General features: G+C 73.6%; 23 protein-coding genes and 1 pseudogene. 15 read left to right on the top strand and 9 right to left on the bottom strand.

The annotated features are described in order from the left end of the window. Positions 1–56 precede the first annotated feature (56 nt). Together ABT247_RS16315 and ABT247_RS16310 are read right to left on the bottom strand one after the other, a co-directional pair. Positions 57–773, bottom strand: a complete 717-nt coding sequence (locus ABT247_RS16315; RefSeq protein WP_350743285.1) for a LuxR C-terminal-related transcriptional regulator — start codon at positions 771–773, stop codon at positions 57–59. A 320-nt stretch (positions 774–1,093) separates the two neighbouring features. Further along, positions 1,094–1,756 carry a DUF3000 domain-containing protein gene (locus tag ABT247_RS16310; RefSeq protein WP_350743282.1) on the bottom strand — a complete coding sequence of 221 codons (663 nt, stop codon included), beginning with the start codon at positions 1,754–1,756 and terminating at the stop codon, positions 1,094–1,096. A 146-nt stretch (positions 1,757–1,902) separates the two neighbouring features. Between ABT247_RS16310 and hemE the strand changes: the two genes are divergently transcribed. The 3 genes from hemE to hemQ all read left to right on the top strand — a co-directional run bounded on the left by hemE (position 1,903) and on the right by hemQ (position 5,342). Next, positions 1,903–3,006, top strand: a complete 1,104-nt coding sequence (gene hemE, locus ABT247_RS16305) for a uroporphyrinogen decarboxylase (RefSeq protein WP_502892455.1) — start codon at positions 1,903–1,905, stop codon at positions 3,004–3,006. 183 nt (positions 3,007–3,189) lie between these two features. Next, the gene (hemG, locus tag ABT247_RS16300; protein ID WP_350743280.1) at positions 3,190–4,620 is read left to right on the top strand and encodes a protoporphyrinogen oxidase; all 1,431 of its coding nucleotides are present in this window, start codon (positions 3,190–3,192) and stop codon (positions 4,618–4,620) included. Continuing rightward, positions 4,617–5,342, top strand: a complete 726-nt coding sequence (gene hemQ / locus ABT247_RS16295; RefSeq protein ID WP_350743278.1) for a hydrogen peroxide-dependent heme synthase — start codon at positions 4,617–4,619, stop codon at positions 5,340–5,342. Before hemG ends, hemQ begins: the two co-directional genes overlap by 4 nt. A gap of 132 nt (positions 5,343–5,474) precedes the next feature. On the opposite strand, the gene ABT247_RS16290 is transcribed toward hemQ, so the two are convergent. The 3 genes and pseudogenes from ABT247_RS16290 to ABT247_RS16275 form a co-directional block, all read right to left on the bottom strand. After that, positions 5,475–6,257: a TIGR04222 domain-containing membrane protein gene (locus ABT247_RS16290; RefSeq protein ID WP_350743276.1), complete on the bottom strand. Its 783-nt coding sequence runs from the start codon at positions 6,255–6,257 to the stop codon at positions 5,475–5,477. Between the two features lie 69 nt (positions 6,258–6,326). Next, positions 6,327–7,481 carry a TIGR04222 domain-containing membrane protein gene (locus ABT247_RS16285; RefSeq protein ID WP_350743274.1) on the bottom strand — a complete coding sequence of 385 codons (1,155 nt, stop codon included), beginning with the start codon at positions 7,479–7,481 and terminating at the stop codon, positions 6,327–6,329. Between the two features lie 28 nt (positions 7,482–7,509). Next, positions 7,510–8,777, bottom strand: a pseudogene (locus ABT247_RS16275) (MbnB/TglH/ChrH family RiPP precursor modification enzyme). 275 nt (positions 8,778–9,052) lie between these two features. Between ABT247_RS16275 and ABT247_RS16270 the strand changes: the two are divergent. The 8 genes from ABT247_RS16270 to ABT247_RS16235 all read left to right on the top strand — a co-directional run bounded on the left by ABT247_RS16270 (position 9,053) and on the right by ABT247_RS16235 (position 17,002). After that, positions 9,053–9,976, top strand: a complete 924-nt coding sequence (locus tag ABT247_RS16270; RefSeq protein WP_350743267.1) for a GNAT family N-acetyltransferase — start codon at positions 9,053–9,055, stop codon at positions 9,974–9,976. Positions 9,977–10,088: 112 nt separating this feature from the next. Further along, complete coding sequence (locus ABT247_RS16265) at positions 10,089–10,892, top strand: hypothetical protein (RefSeq protein WP_350743265.1); 804 nt, start codon at positions 10,089–10,091, stop codon at positions 10,890–10,892. A 120-nt stretch (positions 10,893–11,012) separates the two neighbouring features. Then, positions 11,013–12,023: an MBL fold metallo-hydrolase gene (locus ABT247_RS16260; RefSeq protein WP_350743263.1), complete on the top strand. Its 1,011-nt coding sequence runs from the start codon at positions 11,013–11,015 to the stop codon at positions 12,021–12,023. 215 nt (positions 12,024–12,238) lie between these two features. Beyond that, positions 12,239–14,302: an ATP-binding protein gene (locus ABT247_RS16255; RefSeq protein WP_350743261.1), complete on the top strand. Its 2,064-nt coding sequence runs from the start codon at positions 12,239–12,241 to the stop codon at positions 14,300–14,302. Beyond that, positions 14,299–14,730, top strand: a complete 432-nt coding sequence (locus tag ABT247_RS16250; protein WP_350743259.1) for a roadblock/LC7 domain-containing protein — start codon at positions 14,299–14,301, stop codon at positions 14,728–14,730. Before ABT247_RS16255 ends, ABT247_RS16250 begins: the two co-directional genes overlap by 4 nt. Positions 14,731–14,764: 34 nt before the next feature. Beyond that, the gene (locus ABT247_RS16245) at positions 14,765–15,130 is read left to right on the top strand and encodes a DUF742 domain-containing protein (RefSeq protein WP_350743257.1); all 366 of its coding nucleotides are present in this window, start codon (positions 14,765–14,767) and stop codon (positions 15,128–15,130) included. Then, positions 15,108–15,812, top strand: coding sequence for a GTP-binding protein (locus ABT247_RS16240; RefSeq protein ID WP_502892454.1), 705 nt, complete (start codon positions 15,108–15,110; stop codon positions 15,810–15,812). Before ABT247_RS16245 ends, ABT247_RS16240 begins: the two co-directional genes overlap by 23 nt. Then, entirely contained in the window at positions 15,809–17,002 is a 1,194-nt protein-coding gene (locus ABT247_RS16235) for a cytochrome P450 (protein WP_350743255.1), read from the top strand. Before ABT247_RS16240 ends, ABT247_RS16235 begins: the two co-directional genes overlap by 4 nt. 183 nt (positions 17,003–17,185) lie before the next feature. Here ABT247_RS16235 and msrB read toward each other — a convergent pair whose 3' ends face one another. From msrB to ABT247_RS16215, 4 genes are all read right to left on the bottom strand, one after another. Next, the gene (gene msrB, locus ABT247_RS16230) at positions 17,186–17,590 is read right to left on the bottom strand and encodes a peptide-methionine (R)-S-oxide reductase MsrB (protein WP_350743253.1); all 405 of its coding nucleotides are present in this window, start codon (positions 17,588–17,590) and stop codon (positions 17,186–17,188) included. Positions 17,591–17,612: 22 nt separating this feature from the next. Then, entirely contained in the window at positions 17,613–19,001 is a 1,389-nt protein-coding gene (murC, locus tag ABT247_RS16225) for a UDP-N-acetylmuramate--L-alanine ligase (protein ID WP_350743289.1), read from the bottom strand. A 172-nt stretch (positions 19,002–19,173) separates the two neighbouring features. Continuing rightward, positions 19,174–19,635: an indole-3-glycerol phosphate synthase gene (locus ABT247_RS16220; RefSeq protein ID WP_350743251.1), complete on the bottom strand. Its 462-nt coding sequence runs from the start codon at positions 19,633–19,635 to the stop codon at positions 19,174–19,176. A 51-nt stretch (positions 19,636–19,686) separates the two neighbouring features. Beyond that, positions 19,687–20,478, bottom strand: a complete 792-nt coding sequence (locus tag ABT247_RS16215) for a pyrimidine reductase family protein (RefSeq protein ID WP_350743249.1) — start codon at positions 20,476–20,478, stop codon at positions 19,687–19,689. A gap of 112 nt (positions 20,479–20,590) precedes the next feature. On the opposite strand from ABT247_RS16215, the gene zapE reads away from it, so the two are divergent. The 4 genes from zapE to ABT247_RS16195 all read left to right on the top strand — a co-directional run bounded on the left by zapE (position 20,591) and on the right by ABT247_RS16195 (position 25,841). Next, positions 20,591–21,634 (top strand): cell division protein ZapE, encoded by a 1,044-nt coding sequence (gene zapE / locus ABT247_RS16210; RefSeq protein WP_350743287.1) that lies wholly within the window; start codon positions 20,591–20,593, stop codon positions 21,632–21,634. Between the two features lie 36 nt (positions 21,635–21,670). Then, a complete protein-coding gene (uvrB, locus tag ABT247_RS16205; protein ID WP_350743247.1) occupies positions 21,671–23,767 on the top strand; it encodes an excinuclease ABC subunit UvrB in 2,097 nt (698 codons plus the stop codon). 274 nt (positions 23,768–24,041) lie between these two features. Continuing rightward, the gene (locus ABT247_RS16200; protein WP_350743245.1) at positions 24,042–24,620 is read left to right on the top strand and encodes a TerD family protein; all 579 of its coding nucleotides are present in this window, start codon (positions 24,042–24,044) and stop codon (positions 24,618–24,620) included. A gap of 234 nt (positions 24,621–24,854) precedes the next feature. Continuing rightward, positions 24,855–25,841 (top strand): TerC family protein, encoded by a 987-nt coding sequence (locus ABT247_RS16195; protein WP_350743243.1) that lies wholly within the window; start codon positions 24,855–24,857, stop codon positions 25,839–25,841. Positions 25,842–25,979 lie beyond the last annotated feature (138 nt).

Raw genomic sequence — 25,979 nt, 5'->3', positions numbered from 1 at the left:
GCGGCTCAGGAGGAACGTTCCTCCTGAGCCGCCGCAGCGGTTGCGTCCCGGTCGGGTCAGTGGATGATGCCGGTGCGCAGCGCGACCGCGACCATCCCGGCGCGGTCGCCGGTGCCGAGCTTGCGGGCGATCCGGGCCAGGTGGCTCTTCACGGTGAGGGCCGACAGGCCCATCGCCACGCCGATCGCCTTGTTGGACTGGCCCTCGGCGACCAGCCGCAGCACCTCGACCTCGCGGCCGGACAGCTCGCGGTAGGCGGCCTGCTGCGGGGTCGGCGCCCCGGGGGCTCCGGGTGCGCCCGGAGCGCCGGCGGCGCCCGGCATGCCCGGCATCCCGGGGCGGCGCATCCGTCCGGCCAGACCGGCGGCACCGAGCGGCAGGCCCGGGCGGCCGGGCATCGCCACGTTGGTGCGGGTACCGGTGACCACGTAGCCCTTGACGCCGCCGGCCAGCGCGGAGCGGACGGCGCCGATGTCGTCGGCCGCGGACAGCGCCAGACCGTTGGGCCAGCCCGCGGCGCGGGTCTCGGCGAGGATCGTCAGGCCGGAGCCGTCGGGCAGGTGCACGTCGGCGACGCAGATGTCGCGGGGGGTGGAGACCCGGGGGCGGGCCTCGGCGATCGAGGACACCTCGATGACGTCGCGGACGCCGAGCGCCCACAGGTGGCGGGTGACGGTGTTTCGGACGCGAGGATCTGCGATGACCACCATGGCGGTGGGCTTGGTCGGGCGGTAGGCGACCACGTTTGCGGGGTGCTCAAGAAGGACCGACACCAGGCCTCCTGCGTGGAGTGGCGGACGGAACCCCGAGGGGGCGGTCGGAGTCTTCCGCGTTCGGAAAGGGTCACAGTCTGCTTCGGCAGCTACCGTGCCCGGCTTTAGCGAAAGATCACGATCTAGTGAGTAACAATACGGACAAATCGCGCATATGACTGATGGGACATGCCTTGAAATCGCACAAAATCGATCACAAGCGATGCCGAGTCGGTCGGTTTTGAGCAGGTAATTGACGCAGAGCGGGATCGAAGTCACACTCCGTCAGTCCTGGGGGTGGCGCCGGGGCAGCGGGGGCCCTCCGGCCCGGACGCCACCCGTCAGTGCGACCGGGGGCGTCGCCGGGCCGGCATCGGGACCACCCCACCGAGTGACGTGACCTCGGGCGGCGACTGCGGGGCCGGGGCGACCGGCGGCAGTCCGGCACCGATGCAGAGCAGGTCCCCCCAGGCGGCCAGGTGCCGCTCGAACCGGCCGTCGGCCGGGGTCCAGGATGCCCGGATCTCGATCTCCGTCGAGGACGGGCGGTCCGCCAGGCCCCCGAAGTACTGCGACGCGCAGCGGGTGACCGTCCCGGACGGCTCGGCGTACCCGGCGCCGTGCGCCTGGAGCGCGTCCAGCAGCCAGGCCCAGCCGACCTCGGAGAGCATCGGGTCGCCGGCCATCTCCGGCTCCAGCTCCGCCCGGGTCATGGTGACCACCCGGAACTCCCCGTTCCAGGCCTCCTGCCCCGCCGGGTCGTACAGCAGCACCAGCCGGCCGTCGGCCAGCTCGTCGCCGTCCACCTCGACGGTGGCGGTCAGCGCGAACGCGTGCGGGGCGAGCCGGCGCGGGGCCGGCGCGGGAGAGAGCTGGACCTCCGGCCGCAGCCGCGCCCCGCTCAGGGCCTCCACGGCGGCCCGGAACTCGCTCGGCGCCCCCTCCCGACCCGTTCCGCCACCTGCTCCGCCACCCTGCGCGGGGTGCCCGCCGACCGCTGCCATGACCCGAAGACTAGGTCGAAAACCCGGGTTATCGCCGCAACTTCCGTCCGAGCGGCGTGCCGGAACGGCGAACCGGGCCGGATGTTGGAGGAACCGACGAGGCCGCCCGGGGAGGACGGTCCGAGCCGCATGCGAAGATTTGACCCGTGAGCGAGACTACGGCAGACACCACGGCGGCCCCCCGCGACGGCCGACCCACCCCCGCGCGCCGCGGCGCCGCGCACGACTCCGCGTTCCTGCGCGCCTGCCGGCACGAGCCGGTGCCGCACACGCCCGTGTGGTTCATGCGGCAGGCGGGCCGCTCGCTGCCCGAGTACCTGAAGGTCCGCGAGGGCATCCCCATGCTCGAGTCCTGCATGCGGCCCGAGCTGGTCAAGGAGATCACCCTCCAGCCGGTGCGCCGGCACAGGGTGGACGCGGCGATCTTTTTCAGCGACATCGTGGTGCCGCTCAAGGCCGTCGGCATCGACGTGGACATCAAGCCCGGCATCGGTCCGGTCATCGCCGATCCGATCCGGACCGTCGAGGACCTCGAGCGGCTGCGTCCGCTCGAGCCCGACGACGTCCCCTACATCACCGAGGCCGTCGGCCTGCTGGTGGACGAGCTCGGCGAGACCCCGCTGATCGGCTTCGCCGGCGCCCCGTACACCCTGGCCAGCTACCTGGTCGAGGGCGGCCCGTCCAAGAACCACGAGAACACCAAGGCCATGATGTACGGCCAGCCCGAGCTGTGGGCCGCCCTGGTGGACCGGCTCGCGGACATCACCTCGGCCTTCCTCAAGGTCCAGATCGAGGCGGGCGCCTCGGCGGTCCAGCTGTTCGACTCGTGGGTCGGCTCGCTCGCACCGGACGACTACCGCCGCTCCGTCATGCCCGCCAGCACCAAGGTCTTCGACGCCGTCGCCCACTACGGCGTGCCGCGGATCCACTTCGGCGTCGGCACCGGCGAGCTGCTCGGGCTGATGGGCCAGGCGGGCGCGGACGTCGTCGGCGTCGACTGGCGGGTGCCGCTGAACACCGCCGCCGACCGGGTCGGCCCCGGCAAGGCACTCCAGGGCAACCTCGACCCGGCCGTGCTGTTCGCGCCGACCAAGGTCGTCGAGACCAAGGCCCGCGAGGTGCTGCACGCCGCCCAGGCACTCGGCACCAGCGGCCACATCTTCAACCTCGGCCACGGCGTGCTGCCGTCCATGGACCCGGACGCGCTCTCCCGGCTCGTCGCCTTCGTCCACGAGACCAGCGCGCGCTGACCCTTCGGCACGACGGCGGCGGGCTCCTCCGGTGCGGAGGGGCCCGCCGCTGCCGTTGCGACCCGGCGGAGCCCGCAACGCCCGGGTCCGCTCCGATCGGGACCGGTCCGCACGGGCCGGTGCCCGACCCTCGGCGGGCAGGGGATTGAGGGTTCGGCGTGAAGACCTGCGAGACTGCGGAGCATGTCGGATGCACGGGTCGTCGTCGTCGGTGGTGGGATCGCGGGGCTGGCTGCGGCCGCCTTCCTGAGCGGAGCGGCCGGGGGGCCGGCGCGGGCCCGGGTGACGCTGCTGGAGGCGTCCGGGCGGGTCGGCGGGAAGCTCTGGGGCGGAGAGGTCGGCGGGGTCCGGGTGGACCTCGGGGCCGAGTCGGTGCTGGCGCGGCGGCCGGAGGCGGTGGAGCTGGCGCGGGCCGTCGGGCTGGGGGAGGAGCTGGAGCCGCCGACCACCGCCAAGGCGGCGATCTGGACCCGCGGCGCACTGCGGCCGCTGCCCGGCGGCCAGGTGATGGGCGTCCCCGGTGACCTCGCGGCGCTCGCGGCCTCCGGGGTGCTCACCGCCGAGGGCCTGGAACGGGCCCGGCACGAGCGGCCGACGCAGGTCGGCGCGGACGTCGCGATCGGCCGCTACGTCGCCGACCGGCTCGGCCAGGAGGTGGTGGACCGGCTGGTCGAACCGCTGCTGGGCGGCGTCTACGCCGGGCGCTCCGACGAGATCTCGCTGCGCGCCGCCGTGCCGCAGCTGCTGCCGATCGCCCAGGGCAGCGGGTCGCTGGTCGCGGGGGTGCACGAGCTGGCCTCCCGCCCCCAGGTGGTCGGCACCCCGGTGTTCCAGGGGCTGCGCGGCGGACTCGGCACCCTGCCGGCGGCGGTCGCCACCGCCTGCGCCGAGGCGGGCGTGGACCTGCGCACCGGCACCCCGGTGGACGAGCTGCGCCGCACCCCCGAGGGCTGGCGGGTGGTCGCCGGCGGCGAGGTGCTGCACGCCGACGCGGTGGTGCTGGCCGTCCCGGCCCCGGCCGCGGCCCGACTGCTGCGCGCGGACGCCCCGGCGGCGGCCGCCGAACTGGACACCGTCGAGTACGCGGGCATGGCGCTGGTGACCCTCGCGTTCCGCCGGGCGGACCTCGCCGAGCTGCCCGGCGGCAGCGGCTTCCTCGTACCGCCGGTGGACGGCCGGCGGATCAAGGCCTCGACCTTCTCCTCCAACAAGTGGGGCTGGCTGGACCGCTCCGCCCCGGACGCCTTCCTGCTGCGCACCTCACTCGGCCGCCACCGCGAGGCCGAGGCGCTGGAGCTGCCGGACGAGGAACTGGTGGCCCGCTCGCTGGCGGACCTGGAGGAGGCGATCGGGCTGACCGCCCGGCCGTACGACACCTTCGTCTCGCGCTTCCCGGCCGGTCTGCCGCAGTACCCGGTGGGCCACCTCGACAAGGTGGCCCGGGTGCGCGGCGCGGTGGCGGCGGTGGGCGCGCTGGCGCTGTGCGGAGCCGCGTACGACGGGGTGGGGATCCCGGCCTGCATCGCTTCGGCCGCCGCCGCGGCGGCGGCCCTCGACGAACTGTTGACCCCGGCGACGGGGGAACGTGCCACGGAGAGGACAATGGGCGCATGACTGAGACCGTTGAGCGGCAGCCGGAGCAGCAGCCCGAGAAGAAGAAGGCGCGCGACCTGAACCAGGTCATCCGCTACACCATGTGGTCGGTGTTCAAGCTCAAGGGCGCCCTGCCCGAGGACCGCACGGCGCTGGCGGCCGAGGTGGACGAGCTGTTCGCCCAGCTCGCCGCGAAGGACGTGACCGTGCGCGGCACGTACGACGTGTCCGGTCTGCGCGCGGACGCCGACATCCTGGTCTGGTGGCACGCCGCGGACTCGGACGACCTGCAGGAGGCCTACAACCGCTTCCGCCGCACCCGGCTGGGCCGCGAGCTGGAGCCGGTCTGGTCGAACATGGCGCTGCACCGCCCGGCCGAGTTCAACAAGTCGCACATCCCGGCCTTCCTGGCCGACGAGCGGCCGCGCGACTACGTCTGCGTGTACCCGTTCGTCCGCTCCTACGAGTGGTACCTGCTGCCGGACGCCGAGCGGCGCGCGATGCTCGCCGAGCACGGCCAGATGGCCCGCGGCTACCCCGACGTGCGGGCCAACACGGTCGCCTCGTTCGCGCTCGGCGACTACGAGTGGCTGCTCGCCTTCGAGGCGGACGAGCTGCACCGCATCGTCGACCTGATGCGCGACCTGCGCCCCTCCCGCGCCCGGCTGCACGTCCGCGAGGAGATCCCGTTCTTCACCGGGCGCCGCAAGCCGGTGAGCGAGCTGCTGAACGGCCTGGTCTGACCGCAGCGGCCGTGACGACGGAGGCCGGCTGCCCCGCTTCGGCGGGGGAGCCGGCCTCCGTCGTCGGCGCGGGCGCCGGTCGGCGCTCCGGGCCTGCGGGGCTCAGGCCCGGTGCGCTCAGGCCCGTTGCGCTCAGGCCCGGTGGGGGCGGAGGGCGGCGCGCAGGCGGGGATCGACGAGGGCGGCGGGGCCGTTCATGGCGACGGCGGTGAGGAGTTCGCGCTCCTCGTCGTCGGCGAGCCCGCGCTGGCGGGTCGGGCGGACCTCGCGCAGGACCTCCTGACCGACCGGGGAGGCCCACCGGGTGTACGGGTAGACGTCGACCCGGGCCATCAGCAGGGTGCCCGCGGTGAGGACCAGGGGCAGGGAGAACCAGGCCAGCGGGGCGACGGTGTCACCGCCGGTGAAGCCGCTGAGGGAGAGCGCGGCGGCGAGCAGGACCAGGGTCAGCAGCAGGGCGTGCCGCACCTGGCGGACCACCACCACGGTGTTGCGCTGCACCAGGGCCGGGGTGGCCAGACCGGCCACCGACAGCCGGGCGCCGATCTCCAGCACGGTGGGGTGCTCGGCCATCGCCCGGCGCAGCTCGTCCGTGCGGCACTGGCCGTCGGGGCCGACGGTGGAGACGACCGCGCGCTCCAGGCGGCTGCGGCCCTTGGGGTCGACCACCGTGGTCCAGCCGGTGTGGGCGAGGTGCAGCCGGCCCCGGCCGGCCATCAGGACGAGCGCCAGCTCCACCACCCGGTCCGGGCCGCCGGCCAGGTAGGCGGTCTCGTACAACCCGATGCCGACGGCCTCCGGTGGCCGCAGCCGCTCCTGATCCGTCAGAGCGTCGGCGGTGGCGGTCATCCGCACCAGCCGGAGGCAGGACACCACCGCCGCGACGCAGGCCGGGATCAGGAACAGCAACCACATGGGCTTGTTCTATGCCGGGGCCGACGGCCCGGGGAACGGCTTCCCGGCGCGCGATACCGAACTGTGACGTCAGGAGCCGCCGCCGCAGCTGGACCCGCAACTGGAGGACGAGCCGCAGCTGGACCCGCAACTCGAGGAGGAGCCGCAGCTGCTGGAGTGCGAGGAGCCGCACGAGGAGTGGTGCGAGGAGCCGCACGAGGAGTGGTGCGACGAGCCGCACGAGGAGTGGTGGGACGGCTGGTGCGAGGAGCCGGTGTCGGGGGAGCCGCACCAGGTGGCGGAGCCGCCGCAGGAGGACGTGCCCGTCGAAGCGGAGACCGCCGAGGACGAGGACGAGGACGAGGAGGAGGACGAGGAGGAGAAGAGGGAGAACGACGAGGCCTGGTGGATCGCCTCCTCCTCGGCCGCCGCGGCCAGTACCGCGGCCTCCAGCGCCTGGTCGCCCAGCCCGGCCGTGGCCAGCCCGCCGAGGGCGACCGCCCCGAGCACCGTCGCACCCGTCAGCTTCGACGACACGCCGGACTTGGGCGTCCACGGGCTGCCCTGCATCAAGGACAGCTGTCGCAGCCCGGCGGGCGTGATCCGGTTCTTGGGCGTGGTGGTGACGGCCAGCGCCAGGAGACCGGCGAACACCAGGAGGATCGGGAAGAAGAGGTTGGGGTGGTCGGAGCCGGCGCTGCCGTTGTCCAGCACGAGGTTGCGGTCGTCGGAGGCGGCGCCGCCGTTGTCCAGCAGCAGGGAGACCGGGACGGCGACCGCGGTGAGGAACACCGCCAGCCAGAGCAGCTGACGGGCCTTGCGGGCGCGCTCCAGCCGCTCCGGACGGCGCAGCAGACCGCGGTCGGCGAGCCGGTCGCCGATCTCCTGGACGGCGGGCGAGCGCTTCACCAGCCGGCGCAGCGGGGCGAGTTCCCGGCTGCCGGTCGGGCCGACGGCGTCGTGGATCGCCTGGTCCACGGCGTCGTACGGCTTGGCGCCGGTGAGGGTGACCAGGCCGGAGCGGCTGATCACGGCCTGCTCGCCGAGGTGCATCCGGACCATCGCGGTGTCGAAGACCCGGCCCGGCCCACCGGCCAGGAACGCGGCGTCCAGCAGCGGCAGTCCGCGGCCGGGGAGGCCCTGCGGGTACGGGACGTGGCCGACCCGCTGCCGGGTCCGGACGGCGTGGAGGACGGCGGCGGCCAGCAGGCCGGCCGGGATGAGGAAGTAGCTGTTGTGCCACATGGGCGGTTCCCCCGAGGTGACGTAAGGGTCAGCGTCCGCGCAGTGCCCGGCGCAGGCGGGTGAGCGGGCCGGTCGGCCGCTCGGGTGCCGGGTGGAGCCACTGCTCCAGGGCCCGGCGGCGGTCGGCGGCGAGCGGGCCGCCTCCGCCGTGCACCCACTCGGCGAAGGCCCGGGCGTCGGCGCGGTAGCCGCCGGTCTGCGGGTGGGTGCGGGCGTAGTCGAGGAAGAGCGGCCCGTACTGCGCCCCGAGCAGGCGGGGCAGGTCGGGGGCGACCTTCGCGGTGGTGTCGCGCCGTTTGGCGGCGAGGCCGGTGGACTGGGCGCGGACCTGGTCCGGGTCGAAGCCGGGCGGGACGGGCCCGCCGGCCACCAGGGCGGTCAGGAGCTCCTCCTGCCGCCGGGCGAGCTTCTCCCGGGCGGCGGACACGGCTTCCAGGTCGTTCATCGCGGGGTGCTCCCCTCCAGCACCCGGCGGATGGCGTCCAGTTCACCGGCCAGCTCGGTGGGCGGCGGGAAGGCGGCGTCCCGTTCGAGCAGGACGCCGGGCGGTGCGACCCGCGCGCAGAGTTCGGCCAGCACGTCCAGGACCGGTTCGGTGACGGGGTGGGCGTGGGTGTCGTGCCAGACGCCGTCGACCAGGGTGCCGCCCGCGACGTGCACGTAGGCGAGCGCCTCCAGCGGCAGGCGGTCGAGTTCGGCGGCCGGGTCGACGCCCAGGTTGACCCGGTTGGTGTGGAGGTTGGCGACGTCGATCAGGAGCCGGACACCGGTGCGTGCGACCAGCTCGGCGAGGAACTCGCCTTCGGTGAACTCGTCGTCGGGCCAGGAGAGCTGGGCGGCGATGTTCTCCAGGGCGAGCGGTACCGGCAGCTGGTCCTGGGCGATCCGGACGTTCTCGGCAATGACCCGCAGCGAGTCCCGGGTGCGGGGCACCGGCAGCAGGTGGCCGGCCTCCAGTCCGCCGGCGCGGACGAAGGCCAGGTGCTCGGTGACCAGCGGGGAGCCGAGCGCGAGCGCCGTCCCGGCGAGCCTGTCGAGCCGGGCCGGGTCGGGCAGCTCGGCGCCGCCCAGGCCGAGGCCGACGCCGTGCGGGACGACGGTGACGCCGCGCTCGCGCAGGACGGCGAGCGAGTCGGGCAGGTGGTCGGCGCAGAGGTTCTCGGCGACCACCTCCACCCAGTCCAGGCCGGGTTGGCGCTCGACCACAGTGTCGATCTCGGCGCGCCAGCCGAGGCCCACGCCGAGCCGGGTGGCGGCGGGAGCGGAGCCTGGGAGGTCCAGGGCAGGGGAAGTCATCGGGTTCGCCCCCTTCGGAGGGCTGGACGGGGAGGCCGTCGGGCGGTGCGGGCGTCGTCGCCAGGACCGCGCGGCCGTGCTGCTGAGGATGTCCCCGGGCGGGATGGCTGCCAAGCCTCAACCGGTCTTCTCAGAGCAATATTTGAGCTTGCCGTCCCGGTGCCCGGTGACGTCCGTGCGCGGCTCGCGCCCCCTTTGCGGCCCGGGTGCACCAGGGGCCACGCACCCGGAAATTCCTCGACGGCGGCCGACCGCCGCGGATAGCGTGCGCACCCATGACTTCCGATGAACTGACGGTACGGGGTTTCCGGCCCGAGGACGCCGAGGCGGTGGCCGCCGCCCACCGGGCCGGGCGCGAGCACCTGGTGATGAGCGCCGAGGCCCTGGTGTGGCTGAACGACCGACCGAGCCCGGACGGGCACTTCCGCACCTTCGTCGCCGAGTCGGACGGCCGGGTGGTCGGCGCGGTCCGCTGCGGGGTGGTGAACGGGACGACGGTCACGGGCGTCGGCCATGTCAACGGCAGCGTGCTGCCGGAGTTCCGGCGCCGCGGCGCGGCCACCGCGCTGCTCGCCGCGGCCGAACGGCACCTGGTCCGGCACGGGGTGACGGAGCTGCACACATGGCTGGACGACGTGCCCGGCTCGCTCGCCTTCGCCGCCGCGCGGGGCTACGAGCTCGGGCGCGCGGCGCAGTTCGGCGGGAGGGACCTGACGCTGCCACTGCCGCCGGCGCCGCTCCTCCCGGCCGGTGTGGAGCTGCGCCCGGCCGTCGAGTGGGCCGACGATCCGCGCCCGCTGTTCCTGGTCGAGGCGGACGCCATCCGGGACGAGCCGGGCGAGGTGCCGATGGACTCCCTGGAGTACGAGGAGTGGCTGAGGGGCGACTGGGCCCGGCCGGACCTGGACCTCGAGCTGACCGTCGTCGCCGTGGTGGACGGCGAACCGGCGGCGTTCACCATGGCGCAGACCGACGGGGACCGCTACTGGTCCGCTTTCACCGCCTGCCGCCGGCAGTTCCGCGGCCGGGGCCTGGCCGGGCTGGCCAAGCTGGAGTCCCTGCGGCGCGCGGCCGCGGCGGGCTACCGGCACGCGTACACCAGCAACGACACGACCAACGCGCCGATGCTGGCGGTCAACGACCGGCTGGGCTACCGCCGCTGCGCCGGGGAACGCAAGGGGATCAAGCGCCTGGAGTGACGCTGCGTGCGAATCTCCTGACGCTCCGCAGCGTCGGGAGGGGTATTTTCGGCCACGGGCGGGGACTTAACCAGAGCGCACAGTTCGTGGTCGAGCCTTCCCGGGGGACGATATGGAGATCCTGCTCCAGGTACTGATCGCATCCGTTCCGGCGGTGATCGGATTCCTCGCGGCCCGGTTCCTCGCCCGGACCAGACTCTTCCTGCGCTACGGCTTCCTGCGGGTGCTGCTGGCGCCGTACAACAGGGTGCAGATCATCACGCCGAGCCTGGAGGTGGCGGAGTTCGCGTTCACCGCGGACGGCTGCCAGTTGACCAGCCGCGGGCCGAAGAACGTGCTCTTCATGCCGATGGCCGAGGCCAGGGCGATAGCGGAACTCACCGACCTGCTGCGGAAGGTCAACCGGAAGGCGACCATCGAGCTGGTGGTGGCGGGCGCGCAGGACCCGCGGATGCCGACCTTCTCGATCGGCGGCCCGAGCGTCAACCCGTACTCGGCGGGCGTGCTGAACGCCGTGTTCCCGGACTTCGCCGTCGAGTACCCGGACGAGGCGCGGGCCCGCTGGGGCGGGATGACCTTCGAGGCGCTGTACAACCCGGCCGGGGAGTTGATCCGGGACCACGGCTTCATCTTCGTCACCCGGACGCCCCGGCACGCGCCGTGCATCGTGCTGTGCGGGGTGTTCGCCTTCGGCTCGGCGATGGCGGTGGAGGCGCTCACTGCGGCGAGCCGCAACTCGCCGCTGGCGGCACTGTTCCGCTCGGGGGAGAAAGGATTCGTCGCGGTGGAGGGCCGGGTGATCGGACTGGACACCGTGGACGTCACCGTCGAGGTCTGCCGGATCCTGCCGGCGCCGCGGACCGACGTCCCGCCCGGCTTCCGGGGCGAGGTGTCCACGGCCCATCCCGAGCTCTGAGACGGCCGGCCGCGACCGGTCGGCACGAAACCGGACAGCCCGGGAGGGAGTGGACGCGAAGTCCGGCCGTTCGTGCAGGTTCCGCCCCGCTCCTGACGCAACGTGGGCATAATCGCGCGCATGACGATCAACCGTGCGAACGTGAGCGCGATTGCCGAGGACCTGTACGTGTGGCTCCCCCCGAAGCGGGGCTGGGGCCTGGCCAACTGCGGCCTGCTGGCCTCCGACACCACCGCGCTCTGGATCGACACCCCGTACGACCCCTCGCTGGCCGGGGAGTTCCTCGCCGCGAGCCGGCGCCTGCTGCCGCCCGGGGTGGAGATCGACCGGGTCGTCGTCACCCACGCCAACGGCGACCACCTGTGGGGCGCCGGGGTGCTCCCCGACGCCGAGGTGATAGCCACCCGCGAGGCACTGGACCACATCCACTGGGAGCCCTCCCCGCAGCAGCAGCACGCGCTGATCGCCAACAGCGACCCGGACTCCCCGCTCGGCGGCTACCTGCGGGAGCACTTCGGCGGCTTCGACTGGTCCGAGACCGAAGCCGTCCACCCGGACACCGTCTTCACCGGCGAACTGGAACTCAAGGTCGGCCGCTACCCCGTGCAGATCACCAGCCTGCCCGCCGCCCACACCGGCGGCGACCTGCTGGTCCACCTCCCGTACCAGCGCACGGTGTTCACCGGGGACGTGATCTTCTCCTCCACCCCCGAGCAGCCCGGCGACCACCCCTCGCACTGGGCCGGCCCGCTGGCGAACGTCATCGGCGCCTGCGAGCAGGCCCTCGCCACCGGGGCCGAGATCTTCGTCCCCGGCCACGGCCCGGTGCTCGACCGCGACGGCGTCCGGCAGCACATCGGCTACCTCGACTACGTCCGCGAGCGCGCCCACGCCCTGCACGGCGCCGGGATACCCGCACTGGACGCCGCCCGCCGGGTGATCGCCGAACAGCGCCACCCCGAACTCGGCCTGCCGGAACGGCTGGTGCTCACCGTCGCCGCCGAGTACCGGCACCTGGACGGCTCCGCCAAGCCCGGCATCCTGGAGTCGATGGGCCAGGTCGCCCTGGTCGCCCGGGAACTGGCCGAGGAAACCGCCCGCATCCCGCAGCCGCGCACCGGCGCGAACTGACCCTGCGGCCGGTCACCGGCCGCGACCGACCCCGCGGCCGTGCACCGGCCGGAAGCCGGCCCCGCGGCCGTGCACGGCCGAATGCCGATCCTGCGGCCGTCACCGGCCGCAACCGACCCGACGGCCGTGCTCCGGTCGGCCCGACCCCTCGGCCGTGCACGGCCGGAACCGACCCCGGCCCAGGCACGAGCCGGCAAGGACACCCGAGGACTTCGATGCAGATCGCGCTGATCGTCCTGGCGCTGGTCGCCGCCGCGGCCACGGTCGTGCTCGCCCGCGGCCGGGCCCGGGCCACCGCCCGGGCCGCCGCCGCCGAGACCGCCCGCGACCACGGCGAGCAACGCGCCCGGGCGGCCGAGGCCCGGCTCGCCCGCGCCGAACAGGAGTTGCGCGAGGCCCGGGAGGCAGCCCGGCGCGCCGCCGAGGAAGCCCGGCAGGCCGCGGAGGAGGTCCGGCGCGCCGAGGAGCGCCACCGGGCGGCGGAGGAACGCCACCGCGCCGCCGAACAGCGGGCCCGGGAGGCCGGGGAGGCCGCCCGGGAGGCCGACCGGCGGGGCGACGCCGCCACCACCCGGGCCGAGGAGGCCGAACGCCGGCTCGTCGCGGCCGAGCAGCACGCCGCCGCGCTGCTCGCCGAGATCGGCCACCTCGCCCAGGAGCGGATCGCCGCCACGGCCGTACGGCTGACCCACGCCAACGCCCCGCTGGTCGGCCCGCTCGCCCCGGAGGCCGTCGGAACCGAGGCCGTCCGGGCGCTGCAGTCCGTCCTGGACGCCACCACCGCCGCCCTCGCCGACGAACGCGAACGCGTGGACGCCGCCGCCCGGGCCGCCATGCGCGGTGCCACCTCCCGGATCCAGACCCTGCTGTACCAGATCCAGAGCCTGGTCCAGCAGCTCCAGCACGACAACGACGACCCCCGGCTGCTGGAGGTCGACTTCCGCAACGAGGTCGCGCTGCGCCGGATCCAGACCGTCGCCGTGCTCTGCGAGGCCTGGCCGGGCCTGGCCCGCACCGACTCCCCGCTCACCGAGGTGGTGGTCGGGGCGCTCTCCCGGGTGCCCGGCTACGCCCGGATCAAGGTCGCCAACCACCTGCGGGAGCAGCGGCTCGCCGTGGTCGCCCGGGCCGCCGAGCCGATCGCCGTCGCGATCGCCGAACTCCTCGCCAACGCCACCTCCTACTCCCACCCGGAGACGGAGGTCCCGGTCACCGTCCAGCAGGGCGGCCGGGGCGCGCTGGTGATCATCGACGACAGCGGCATCGGCATGGACGAGGACCAGCTGCGGCGGGCCCGCCGACTGCTGGCCGGCCCTCCGGACGTCCTGCTCACCGAGCTGGGCAACCCGCCCAAGACCGGTTTCGCGGTCGTCGGCAAACTGGCCCGGCAGTACGGCTTCACCTGCCACATCGAGCCCTCGCCCTACGGCGGCATGCGGACGATCCTGCGGATCCCGGCCGCCCTGGTGACGGTCGTGGACGACGAGCAGCCGCTGTCGGTGCTCACCCCGCTGCCGCTGCGGGCCGGCGCAGCTCCGAGCCAGAGCCCTGGTCCGAGCTCCGGCCCCAGCCCGAGCTCCGGCCCCAGCCCGAGCCCGACTCCGGTACCGCCGCCCGGCGGCCGCGGTGCCGCCGGCCGGGTGCCGCCCCCGCCCTTCGTGGTCCAGGCCGTGCCGCCGATGCGGGACGCCGACGAGCAGGACGGGCCGGTGCTCGCGGACCGCCACCACCAGCCCGGCCCGTTCCCGGCGCCGGCCGTCCAGGTGCTGCCGGCCCCCGCTGCCGACCCGGCCGCCCCCGACCCGGCCGCCCCCGACCCGGCTGCTACGGACCAGGCTGCTACGGACCAGGCTGCTTCGGACCAGGCTGCTTCCGACCCGGCCCCGGCAGCCGCTGCTCCGGCAGCCGCCGCTCCGGCCGCCGCCCAGCCGGACGACGGCAGCGGCCTGCCCACCCGGCGCCGCCGCCGTCCGCTCGCGCCCGAAGTCCCCGGCAGCGCCCCGGCCGTCCAACCGGACGCCCCCGGTGACGGACCGGACCACCGCACCCCCGAGCGGGCCGCCGCCCACTGGCAGGCGCTGCAGCGGGGCACCGATTCCGGCCGGGCCGCCGTGGCACGGGCCGCCCGCGACAGCGCCGCGGCGGACGCACCCGGCCGTACCGACGACCGCACCACCGGCCGCACCGACGACGGCGCCGACGGCCGCGCCGACGACCGTACCGACGGCCGTACCGACGGCCGCACCACCGGCCCGACCCCGGAAGGAGCCGAGCAGTGAGCAGCTCGCCCAGCCCGACCGCCCCCGACGAGATCTCCTGGGTGCTGAACCCGCTGCTGGAGCTGCCGGGGGTGCTGCACGCGGTCGTCGCCACCGGGGACGGACTCGTCGAGGCGGCCTCCGAAGGCCTCGGCCGGGCCTCCGCCGAGCGGGTCGCCGCGATGACCGCCACCGTGCACGCCGCCGCCCGGGCGTTCACCGCCGCCTTCACCGACGCCGAGCGGCCGCGACTGGCCCAGACCGTGGTGGAGTCCGACCTCGGCTACGCCGTCGTCGTCCCGGCCGGGGAGAACACCTCGCTCGCCGTGTTCACCACCCCGGACGCCCAACTCGGCAATGTGGCCTACCAGATGCAGCTGCAGGTCGCGGCCCTGAGCCGAGCGCTCGCCAGCCCCTCCCGGCGGCAGGACCCCGCCGCGGGCGCATGACCGAGCCGATCGCGCTCGTCGGCCGGGCGGGCGCATGAGTGCCGCCGCCCCCCGTCGGCGGATGGTGCCCGCCTACCTGGCCACCGGCGGCCGCAGCCGCCCGGGCAGCGAGGGGTTCGAGCGGCTGACCGTGCTGTTCGCCGACCGCTCCGACCGCGCCGAGCCGCCGACCGGGCTCGAACCCGAACACCGCCGGCTCTGGGACCTGCTGCGCCCCGGGGCGCTGACCGTGGTGGAGGCCGCCGCGCACCTGCGCCTGCCGGTCAGTGCCACCGTCTTCCTCGCGGCCGATCTGGTCGAGGCGGGCTGCCTGCACGCCCGCGCGCCGATCCCGCGAGCCCAGCAGACCGACCGCTCCATCGTCGAGAGGCTCCTCGTTGGACTCCGTGCGCTCCGGTGACCGGACCGGCTCCCCCGAGGGGCGGCCGAACCGGGTCGGCTACCTGCCCGACCGGGACCAGACACTGATGAAACTGGTGGTGGCCGGCCCGTTCGGGGTCGGCAAGACCACCCTGATCCGCACCCTCTCCGAGATCGCCACCCTGCACACCGAGGAGGCGATGACGGAGACCGGACGGCCGGTGGACCACCTGGCCGGCCTGCCCGAGAAGGCCACCACGACCGTGGCGGTGGACTTCGGCCGGCTCACCCTGCCCGGCAACGTCGTGCTCTACATGTTCGGCACCCCCGGCCAGCGCCGCTTCTTCCCGCTCTGGCAGGACATCGCGCGCGGCGCGCTGGGCGCCCTGGTGCTCGCCGACACCCGCCGGCTGGCCGATTCCTTCGAGATCATGGACATGGTGGAGGAGCAGGGCCTGCCGTACGCCGTGGCGGTCAACTGCTTCCCGGACTCCCCGGACCACCCGGTCGAGGTGCTGCGCACCCACCTGGACCTGCACGCCGCCACTCCGCTGCTGCTCTGCGACGCCCGCGAGCGCGGGAGCAGCCTCGACGCGCTGATCGCCCTGGCCGAGCACGTCCTCGACACCCTGCCCGCCGCCACTCCCGAGCCTGCCCCCGTCGCCCCTCCCGCGCCCGCCACCGCCACTCCCGCCCCCGCCGCCGCCCAGGAGGCCCCGTGACCGTCGAGACCCGCCCGACCCCGATCTACGGCCCGGTCTTCGCGGCCGACCCGCAGCTGGTGTACGAGCGGCTGCGCGGCCACGGCGCCGTCGCCCCGGTGGAGATCGCGCCCGGGGTGGAGGCGCTGCTGGTCACCGACTACCAGGCCGCACTGGACCTGCTGCGCGACACCGACACCTTCTCCAAGGACTCCCGCGTCTGGCAGCGGACCGTCCCGCCGGACTCGCCGCTGCTGCCGGTGCTCGGCTACCGCCCCACCGCCCTCTTCAGCGACGGCGAGACCCACGCCCGCTACCGGGCGGTGATCACCGACGCCCTCGCCCTGTTCGAGCCGCACCGGCTCCAGCGGCAGGTCGCGGAGGCGGCCCACCGGCTGATCGACCGGTTCGCGGCGGTCGGCCGGGCCGATCTGATCGCCGAGTACGCCCGCCAGCTGCCCGCCTTCGTGCTGACCACCTGGTTCGGCGTGCCCGAGGAGCAGCACGCCCGGGTGGTCGCCGCGATCACCGGGCTGATCGAGTCCACCGAGCGGGCCGGCGCGGCCTACGGCGACCTCGTCGAGGTGGTCACCGCGATGGTCGCGGAGCGCCGCGAGCGCCCCCGGCACGACCTCGCCTCCTGGTTCACCACCCACCCGGTCGGGCTGGACGACGACGAGGTGATCCGCCAGATCACCCTGACCATGATCGCGGGACACGAGCCGACCACCAACCTCATCGGCAACGCCCTGCTGCGCCTGCTCACCGACGCCCGCTACGCCGGTTCGCTGTTCGGCGGCGCGATGACCGCCCACCAGGCGATCGACGAGGTGCTCTGGCGGGAGCCGCCGATGGCCAACCTCTCCGCCCACTACCCGCGCTACGACATCGTCTTCCACGGCCGGGAGATCAGGGCCGGCTCGCTGGTGCTGGTCTCGTACGCGGCCGCCAACTCCCAGGCGGCGCCGCCCGTCGACGACGCCGAACTGCGCAGCGGCGAGAGCGCCCATCTGGCCTGGGCGGCCGGCCCGCACGCCTGCCCGGCCCGGGACCCGGCCCTGCTGATCGCGATCACCGCGATCGAGCAGCTGGGCAGCCGGCTCAGCGACCTCGAACTGGCCACCCCGGCCGAGGACCTGCTCTGGCGCCCGGGTCCGTTCCACCGGGCCCTGGTGCACCTGCCGGTCCGCTTCGCCCCGCTGGCCGGGTAGCCCGGCACATCGGAACGCCTGGCCGACCGGACAGCCCGGCACATCGGGAGCCCTGGTCGACCGGACGGCCGGACGGTCCGCACCGGCCAGGCGTCCCGGCGCCCCGGCGGCCGGACAGCGCGAAGGCCCGGACGGTCACCGCCCGGGCCCTCCACCGGCCGCGCTGCTCGGCGCCGCCCGGCGCTACTCCGCCGGCTTGAGCGTCAGCGAGACGCTGTTGATGCAGTACCGCTGGTCGGTCGGGGTGCCGTAGCCCTCGCCCTCGAAGACGTGCCCCAGGTGCCCGCCGCAGCGGGCGCAGCGCACCTCGACCCGGCGCATGCCGAGCGAGTTGTCCTCGATGTACTCGACCCGGTCCCCGGCCAGCGGCGCGTAGTACGAGGGCCAGCCGCAGTGGCTGTCGAACTTGGTCTCGGAGCTGAACAGCTCGGCCCCGCAGGCCCGGCAGCTGTAGACGCCGACCGTCTTGGTGTCGGTGTACTCGCCGGTGAACGGGCGCTCGGTGCCGGCCTCGCGGAGCACGTGGTACTCCTCGGGGCTGAGCTGGGCGCGCCACTCGGCCTCGGTCTTCTGGATCTCGTAGCTCATCACGACTCCCGCTCGGCTCGGATCAGACGTTGGAGGCAACGTTCGCGAGGTGCTCGAGAATTTCGGGCCCCAGGTTGGTGACGTCGCCCGCGCCCATGGTGAGCAGCAGGTCCCCCGGGCGGGCCAGGCCAGCCAGCAGGGCGGGGGCGGCGGCGAAGTCGTGCTCGGCGGTGACGTCGGCACCGGCCCGTCGGGCGGCGTCGATGATCAGCTCGCTGGTGACGCCCGGGATCGGGTCCTCGCGGGCGGGGTAGATGTCCAGCACCACCGAGGCGTCGGCGAGCGCCAGGGCCCGGCCCATCTCCTCGGCGAGCTGCTGGGTCCGGCTGAACAGGTGCGGCTGGAACACCACCAGGACGCGGCCCGCGCCGTCCAGGCCCTCGCGGATCGCCTCCAGGTCGGCGGTCATCTCGGTCGGGTGGTGGGCGTAGGAGTCGATCACCTGCACGCCGGCCGCCTCGCCCTTGAGCTGCAGCCGGCGGCGCACGCCGGTGTAGGCGCCGATCGCCTTGGCCAGGTCGGCGGCGGGCACGCCCAGCGCGACGCCGGCGGCCAGCGCGGCGACCGCGTTGTGGGCGTAGTGCCGGCCGGGGACGGACACGGTGAAGGTCAGCTCGGAGCCGTCCAGCAGGACGGTGACCTCGCTGGTCATGCCGCGGGCGACCACGGACAGGACGCGCAGGTCGGCGTCCTCGGCCGAGCCGACGGTCACCACGGTGAGCCCCTCGCGCCCGGCCACCCGGGAGGTCAGCTCGCGGGCGCCGTCGTGGTCCGCCGAGACCACCAGGGTGCCGCCGGGGGTGATCCGGTCGGCGAAGGCCTCGAAGGACTCGTAGATCTCCTCGATCGAGGCGTAGTTGGCGTGGTGGTCCAGCTCCACGTTGAGCACGATCGCCACCTCGGGCGCGTACTTGTGGAAGCTGCGGTCGCTCTCGTCGGCCTCGGCGACGAAGATCTCGCCCGTGCCGTGGTGGGCGTTGGAGCCGGGTGCGTCGAGGTCGCCGCCGATCGCGTAGGACGGGTCCAGGCCCAGCTCGCCGAGGGCCACGGCGAGCATGCTGGTGGTGGTGGTCTTCCCGTGGGTGCCGGCCACCGCCAGCGCGCGGCGGCCGCCCATCAGCGCGGCCAGTGCGTCGGAGCGGTGCACCACCGGGATGCCGCGCTCGCGGGCGGCGGCCAGCTCCGGGTTGTCGGCGCGGATGGCGCTCGAGACGACCACGCTGCTGGTGCCGTCCGGCACGTGCTCGGCGGCGTGGCCGATGTGCACCGTCGCGCCGAGGGCGCGCAGTGCGAGGACGGTCTCGGACTCCTTGGAGTCGCTGCCGGAGACGCTGGCGCCGCGCACTGCGAGGATCTTCGCCAGGCCGGACATCCCGGCGCCGCCGATGCCGATGAAGTGCGGGGCGTGCAGGTCGTGCGCGGCGTCGTTCAAGGCGTGGCTCCGTACGGGCGATGGGCCCCTCGCGCCCGGCGGCGGGCGGGGAGGGGAGGGCGGGCAGGTGGATCACGGCGCTGTGCGGGAACGTGCGAATCGTCCCCGCGGGCGGGACCGCAAGGACGATTCTGCACCACGGGCGCCGCGGCTAGGAGTCGCTGGCGAACAGCCTCAGCACCGGGACCCCTACCTTGTGCCGGGCCTGGGAGGCCCAGTCGCGGTGGAAGAACTCCTCCACGAAGTGCGGTGAGGTGAGCACCACCACCTCGTCCGCCCGGTGTTCCTCGACCACCGCGCGCAGCCGCTCCAGCGGCTTGTCCGCGACCAGTTCGCCGACCGCCTCGGCCCCGGCCCGGCGCAGGTGGCGCAGGCTGTGTTCGAGCGATTCGCCGGCCACGGTCGGGGCGCTCTCGGACTCGTCGTGCTCGCGCACCACCTTGTCGAGGTGGCCGAGGGCGACGTCGTCCAGCGCCCGCAGCAGTTCGTCCTGCTTGCCGCGCGGCTGCATCAGGACGACGAAGGACACCTTCTCGTCGCCGTGGAGCGTGGTGACGAGCTCCACGTCCGCGTCCGAGAGAGCCTTTTCGATCATCAGTACCGTCTTGAACACGTGAGTCCCTTCCAGTGGCCGGCCCCCGGGCCCCGGCATCGCATAACGGGATCACGATCGGGGGGTCACGGGGTCGTCCGAGCCCAGGTGACGCAGGTAGCGGGTGAAGAGGAATCCTTTCTGCTCGATCAATGAGACCAGCCGCATCCGTTGCACGTCCGGCATTTCCGCATCGCGGAGGATGCGCGGCGCGTCGCCCCCCGTGAGCAGCGGGGCGAGCGACAGGCACAGCTCGTCCACCACGTCCGCCGCCGCCAGCTGCCCCAGCAGGCGCGGCCCGCCCTCGGTCAGCAACCGCGTCCAGCCCCGCTGCGCCAGGGCGGCCACGGCCGCCCGCATGTCCACCGAGCGCCGCCCGGCCACCACCAGGTCGGCCACCTCGGCGACCTCCCGGCGGCGCTCCGGCGCGGCGTCCTCGACGGTGATCACCACCGTGGGGACCAGCGGCTCCGTGAACAGCGGCGCGCCCAGGTCGAAGTCCAGCGAGCGGCTCACGATGGCGATCGCCGGGGCCGGTGCCTGCCCCGCCGCCGCCCGCGCCGCCGCGAACTCCTTGCGGGCCCTGGCCGGCCGGTAGCCCTCCACGCGGACCGTCTCGGCGCCCACCAGCACCACGTCCGCCAGGGCGCGCAGCACCCCGAAGATGCGCTTGTCGGCGTCGCCGGACAGGCCCTCGGACTGGCCGTCGAGCCTCGCCGCGCCGTCCAGTCCGGCCACCATGTTGGCGCGCAGCCACGGGCGCCCCCGGTTCACCTGGTCGGGGTACGCGTACACGGCGGCGAGCGATTCCAGTGCGGCCGGGTCGGCGACCGGCTCGTCCAGAGGGCTGATCAACTGTTGCATGTCCTCAGTGTTCCACCGGGGCCGTCCGGAGGCGGTGCGAAGGGCGCGGAGGCGAGGCGTACCCTCTACTGATGTGCCCGCAGCCTCCCGCCCCGCCACCGCGACCGAGTCCATAGCCGCCGCGAGCCCCGCCGGCGACCCGATCGCGCTCACCGAACGCCGCCCCGTCGTGCCCGCGGAGCGGCTGGTCGCCGAGATGGTCCCGCCGCCCCGGTTCGCCGACGTGAGCTTCGGCACCTACCTCCCGGACCCGACCCAGCCCAGCCAGTACGAGGCCGTCCAGGTCCTGGAGCAGTTCGCCGGCACCCTCGCGGGAGGAAACGGTTCCGCGCCCAAGCGCAGCTGGTTCCGCCGCTCCGCCCCCGCGCCCACCGGCCCCGCCGGGGTCTACCTCGACGGCGGCTACGGCGTCGGCAAGACCCACCTGCTCGCCTCGCTCTGGCACGCCGCCCCCGGGCCCAAGGCCTTCGGCACCTTCGTCGAGCTGACCAACCTGGTCGGCGCGCTCGGCTTCCAGCAGGCCGTCCAGACCCTCTCCGGCCACAAGCTGCTCTGCATCGACGAGTTCGAGCTGGACGACCCGGGCGACACCGTGCTGGTCTCCACCCTGCTCGGCCGCCTCGTCGACAGCGGCGTCAAGCTGTGCGCCACCTCGAACACCCTGCCGGAGAAGCTCGGCGAGGGCCGCTTCGCCGCCGCCGACTTCCTGCGCGAGATCCAGGGCCTGTCCGCGCACTTCCGCCCGATGCGGATCGACGGCCAGGACTACCGCCACCGCGGCCTGCCGGACGCCCCGCCGCCGTACCCCGACGAGACCGTCGAGGCCGTCGCCGCCCGCACCCCCGGCGCCTCGCTGGACGACTTCGACGCCCTGCTGGCCCACCTCTCCGCCGTCCACCCCAGCCGCTACGGCGCGCTGCTGGACGACGTCACCGCCGTCTGCCTGCGCGGTGTGCGCCAGGTCGACGACCAGTCCACCGCGCTGCGCCTGGTCGTCCTGGCCGACCGGATGTACGACCGCGAGCTGCCCATCACCGCCTCCGGCCTGCCCTTCGACCAGGTCTTCCCCGAGGACATGCTGCGCGGCGGCTACCGCAAGAAGTACCTGCGCGCCATCTCCCGCCTGGTCGCGCTGGCCCGGGACAGCGCGAAGTAGGCGCCGCTTGTCAGTGGTGGGTCGTACGGTGGATGCGTGCGTCCCATCACGAGTATTGAGCGGTCCGTGGCGCCCTTCGAGGTCGTCAGCCCCTTCCAGCCGAACGGTGACCAGCCGGCGGCGATCGCCGAGCTGGAGCGGCGCATCAAGGGAGGGGAGAAGGACGTCGTGCTGCTCGGTGCCACCGGCACCGGCAAGTCGGCCACCACGGCCTGGATGATCGAGAGGCTGCAGCGCCCCACCCTGGTGATGGCGCCGAACAAGACGCTGGCCGCCCAGCTGGCGAACGAGTTCCGCGAGCTGCTGCCCAACAACGCGGTCGAGTACTTCGTCTCGTACTACGACTACTACCAGCCCGAGGCGTACGTCCCGCAGACGGACACCTACATCGAGAAGGACTCCTCGATCAACGAGGAGGTCGAGCGGCTGCGGCACTCGGCGACCAACTCGCTGCTCACCCGCCGCGACGTCGTCGTGGTCGCCTCCGTCTCGTGCATCTACGGCCTCGGCACGCCGCAGGAGTACGTGGACCGGATGGTCCCGCTCAAGGTCGGCCAGGAGATCGACCGCGACGTGCTGCTGCGCCGCTTCGTGGACATCCAGTACGCCCGCAACGACCTGGCCTTCACCCGGGGCACCTTCCGGGTCCGCGGCGACACCATCGAGATCTTCCCGGTCTACGAGGAGCTGGCCGTCCGGATCGAGATGTTCGGCGACGAGATCGAGGCGCTCTACACCCTGCACCCGCTCACCGGCGAGATCATCAGCCAGGACGAGCAGATCTACGTCTTCCCCGCCTCGCACTACGTGGCCGGCCCCGAGCGCATGGAACGGGCGATCACCGGCATCGAGCAGGAGCTGGAGCAGACGCTCGCCAAGCTGGAGAAGCAGGGCAAGCTGCTGGAGGCCCAGCGGCTGCGGATGCGGACCACGTACGACATCGAGATGCTCCGCCAGATCGGCACCTGCTCCGGCGTCGAGAACTACTCGATGCACTTCGACGGCCGCGCGCCCGGCTCCCCGCCGAACACCCTGCTGGACTACTTCCCGGAGGACTTCCTCCTGGTCATCGACGAGTCGCACGTCACCGTCCCGCAGATCGGCGCGATGTACGAGGGCGACGCCTCGCGCAAGCGCACCCTCGTCGAGCACGGGTTCCGGCTGCCGTCCGCGATGGACAACCGCCCGCTGAAGTGGGAGGAGTTCCTGGAGCGGATCGGGCAGACGGTCTACCTGTCGGCGACGCCGGGCCCGTACGAGCTGTCCCGCGGGGACGGCCAGGTCGAGCAGATCATCCGTCCGACCGGTCTGATCGACCCCGAGGTGATCGTCAAGCCGACCGAGGGCCAGATCGACGACCTGGTGCACGAGGTCCGCAAGCGGGTCGAGCGGGACGAGCGCGTCCTGGTCACGACGCTGACCAAGAAGATGGCCGAGGACCTCACCGACTACATGCTCGGCCTGGACATCCGGGTCCGGTACCTGCACAGCGACGTGGACACCCTGCGCCGCGTCGAGCTGCTGCGCGAGCTGCGCGCCGGCCGGTTCGACGTGCTGGTCGGCATCAACCTGCTGCGCGAGGGCCTGGACCTGCCCGAGGTGTCGCTGGTGGCGATCCTGGACGCCGACAAGGAGGGCTTCCTGCGCTCCGGCACGTCGCTCATCCAGACGATCGGCCGCGCCGCGCGCAACGTCTCCGGCCAGGTGCACATGTACGCGGACCGGATCACCCCCTCGATGGAGAAGGCGATCGAGGAGACCAATCGCCGCCGGGCCGTGCAGCAGGCCTACAACAAGGAGCACGGGATCGACCCGCAGCCGCTGCGGAAGAAGATCGGCGACATCCTGGACACCCTCGCCCGCGAGGACGTGGACACCGACGAGCTGCTCTCCACCGGCTACCGCGGCGCCGGCCAGAAGGCCGGCAAGGCTCCGGTGCCGATGCTCGGCTCGGAGCGCAAGCCCGCCAAGTCGCTGCCGGCCGCCGAGCTCGCGGACCTCATCCAGGAGATGACGGACCGGATGCACACGGCCGCCGCCGACCTCCAGTTCGAGGTAGCGGCGCGGCTGCGCGACGAGGTCAAGGAGCTGAAGAAGGAACTGCGGCAGATGCGCGAGGCCGGCGTGGCGTGACCGCGCCCCGGCGGGGGCGAGCCGGCCGGGGTCGTCGCCTTTCCCCGCGCCAGTGGGGGGCAACCGCCCGGCGGTGTCTCATCCTTGCCACAAATCGGGTAACTCGGAGGAGTCGGGGGTGCCGCAGGGCCTAGGCTGGCCTGCGGCATCGCGCCTCCGGGACGGGGTGGCGGGCCGGTCTTGCAGAGGGGGCCTCAGCCGGGGGACGGCGACGGGGTGTTCCACCGGGGAGCCGCGCGGGTACGACCGCGCGGTCGGCAGAGAGGACAACGTCGTGTCGGTGAATCTTGCCAAGGGGCAGCGGGTCAGCCTCCAGAAGGGCGCGGGCGGCAGCCTGACCGTGGTCCGGATGGGGCTCGGCTGGCAGGCCGCTCCGAAGCGGGGCCTGTTCGGCAGCCGGACGAGGAAGATCGACCTGGACGCGTCGGCACTGCTGTACGCCGAGCGGACCCCGTCCGACGTGGTGTTCTTCCAGCACCTGGAGTCCACCGACGGCTCGGTGCGGCACACCGGGGACAACCTGGAGGGCGGCTCCGGCGCCGAGGACGACGAGGCCATCCTGGTCGACCTGATGCACGTGCCGGCGCACATCACCCAGGTGGTGTTCACGGTCAGCTCGTACACCGGGCAGACCTTCGCCGAGGTGAGCCGGGCGCACTGCCGGCTGCTGGACGAGACCACCGGGGTGGAGCTGGCCCGGTACGAGCTGGCGGGCGGCGGGCCGCACACCGGGCAGATCATGGCGAAGGTGGTCCGGGACGGCAACGGGGGCTGGGAGATGCAGGCGATCGGCGCCCCGGCCAAGGGGCGGACCTTCCAGGACCTGCTGCCGGCGATCGAGCCGTTCCTGTAGGGCGGCGCCCCCTGGGCGTTCCCTCGAGGCGCTCCCTCGGGGTGGCTTTTTTACCTTCTTTACCTTCCTTTGCCTTTCCTGTTACTCTCGATGGCAGCGGAGGGGAGTATTCCTCGACAGCCGACCCCGTCATCACGGGTGCCCGTCGTGGCGCCCCGGGGCGCTGGCCCGAAGGGCGGAAGAGACCTCCGGCAGTGACGATGACCGTCTCGCCTAGCTGCCGGAGGAGCAGTCATGGACGTTTCCGTAACCATGTGGGTCACCACGATCGGTGTGCTGATCGCACTGATCGTGGCCGACTTCTTCATCGGAGGCCGCAAGCCGCACGAGGTCTCGGTCAAGGAGGCCGGGATCTGGACGGCCGTCTGGGTCGTGCTGGCGGTGCTCTTCGGCGGGTTCCTCTGGTGGCACTCCGGCGGACGGCCGGCGGGCGAGTTCTTCGCCGGCTACATCACCGAGAAGTCGCTCAGCGTCGACAACCTCTTCGTGTTCATCCTGATCATGGGCAAGTTCGCGGTGCCCAGGGCCTACCAGCAGCGGGTGCTGATGTTCGGCGTGATCATCGCGCTGGTGCTCCGGGCGGTGTTCATCGCGGGCGGCGCGGCGCTGGTGGCCCAGTTCTCCTGGGTGTTCTTCATCTTCGGCGCGTTCCTGATCTGGACGGCCTGGAAGCTGATCAAGGAGGCCCGGGCCGAGGAGGAGGACGAGGAGTTCGAGGAGAACCGACTGCTGAAGTCGATCACCCGGCGCTTCCCGGCCACCGAGGACTACCGCGGCACCAAGCTGCTCGTCCGGGAGCACGGCCGCCGGCTGATCACCCCGATGCTGATCGTCATGCTGGCGATCGGCACCACGGACGTGCTGTTCGCCCTGGACTCGATCCCGGCCATCTTCGGCCTCACCCAGGACCCGTACATCGTGTTCACCGCCAACGCCTTCGCCCTGATGGGCCTGCGCCAGCTGTACTTCCTGATCGGCGGCCTGCTGAAGAAGCTGGTCCACCTGAGCTACGGCCTCTCGGTGATCCTCGGCTTCATCGGCGTGAAGCTGGTCCTGCACGCCGCGCACGAGGCGGGCGCGACCTGGGCCCCGGAGATCGGCATCCCGTTCTCGCTCGGCTTCATCGTCGTGGTGCTGACCGTGACCACCTTCACCAGCCTGCGCGCCTCCAGGAAGGCCGCCCAGGCCGCCCGGCCCGAGCGCGAGAAGCTCGACGCCTGACCGGAACCGAGCAGGTCGACCCCCCGCCGCCGGACGCGCCGTCCGGGATCGGCGGCGATCCGCTCCTCGCCGGTGGCGGTGTCGAGGGTCCAGAGCAGGTTGGCCCGGTCGTGGCCCGAGCGCGAGCGGAGGAAGACG

The sequence above is a fragment of the Kitasatospora sp. NPDC001539 genome, assembly GCF_040298565.1.
Taxonomy (GTDB): domain Bacteria; phylum Actinomycetota; class Actinomycetes; order Streptomycetales; family Streptomycetaceae; genus Kitasatospora.
This window is presented reverse-complemented; position numbering and strand designations above follow the sequence as displayed.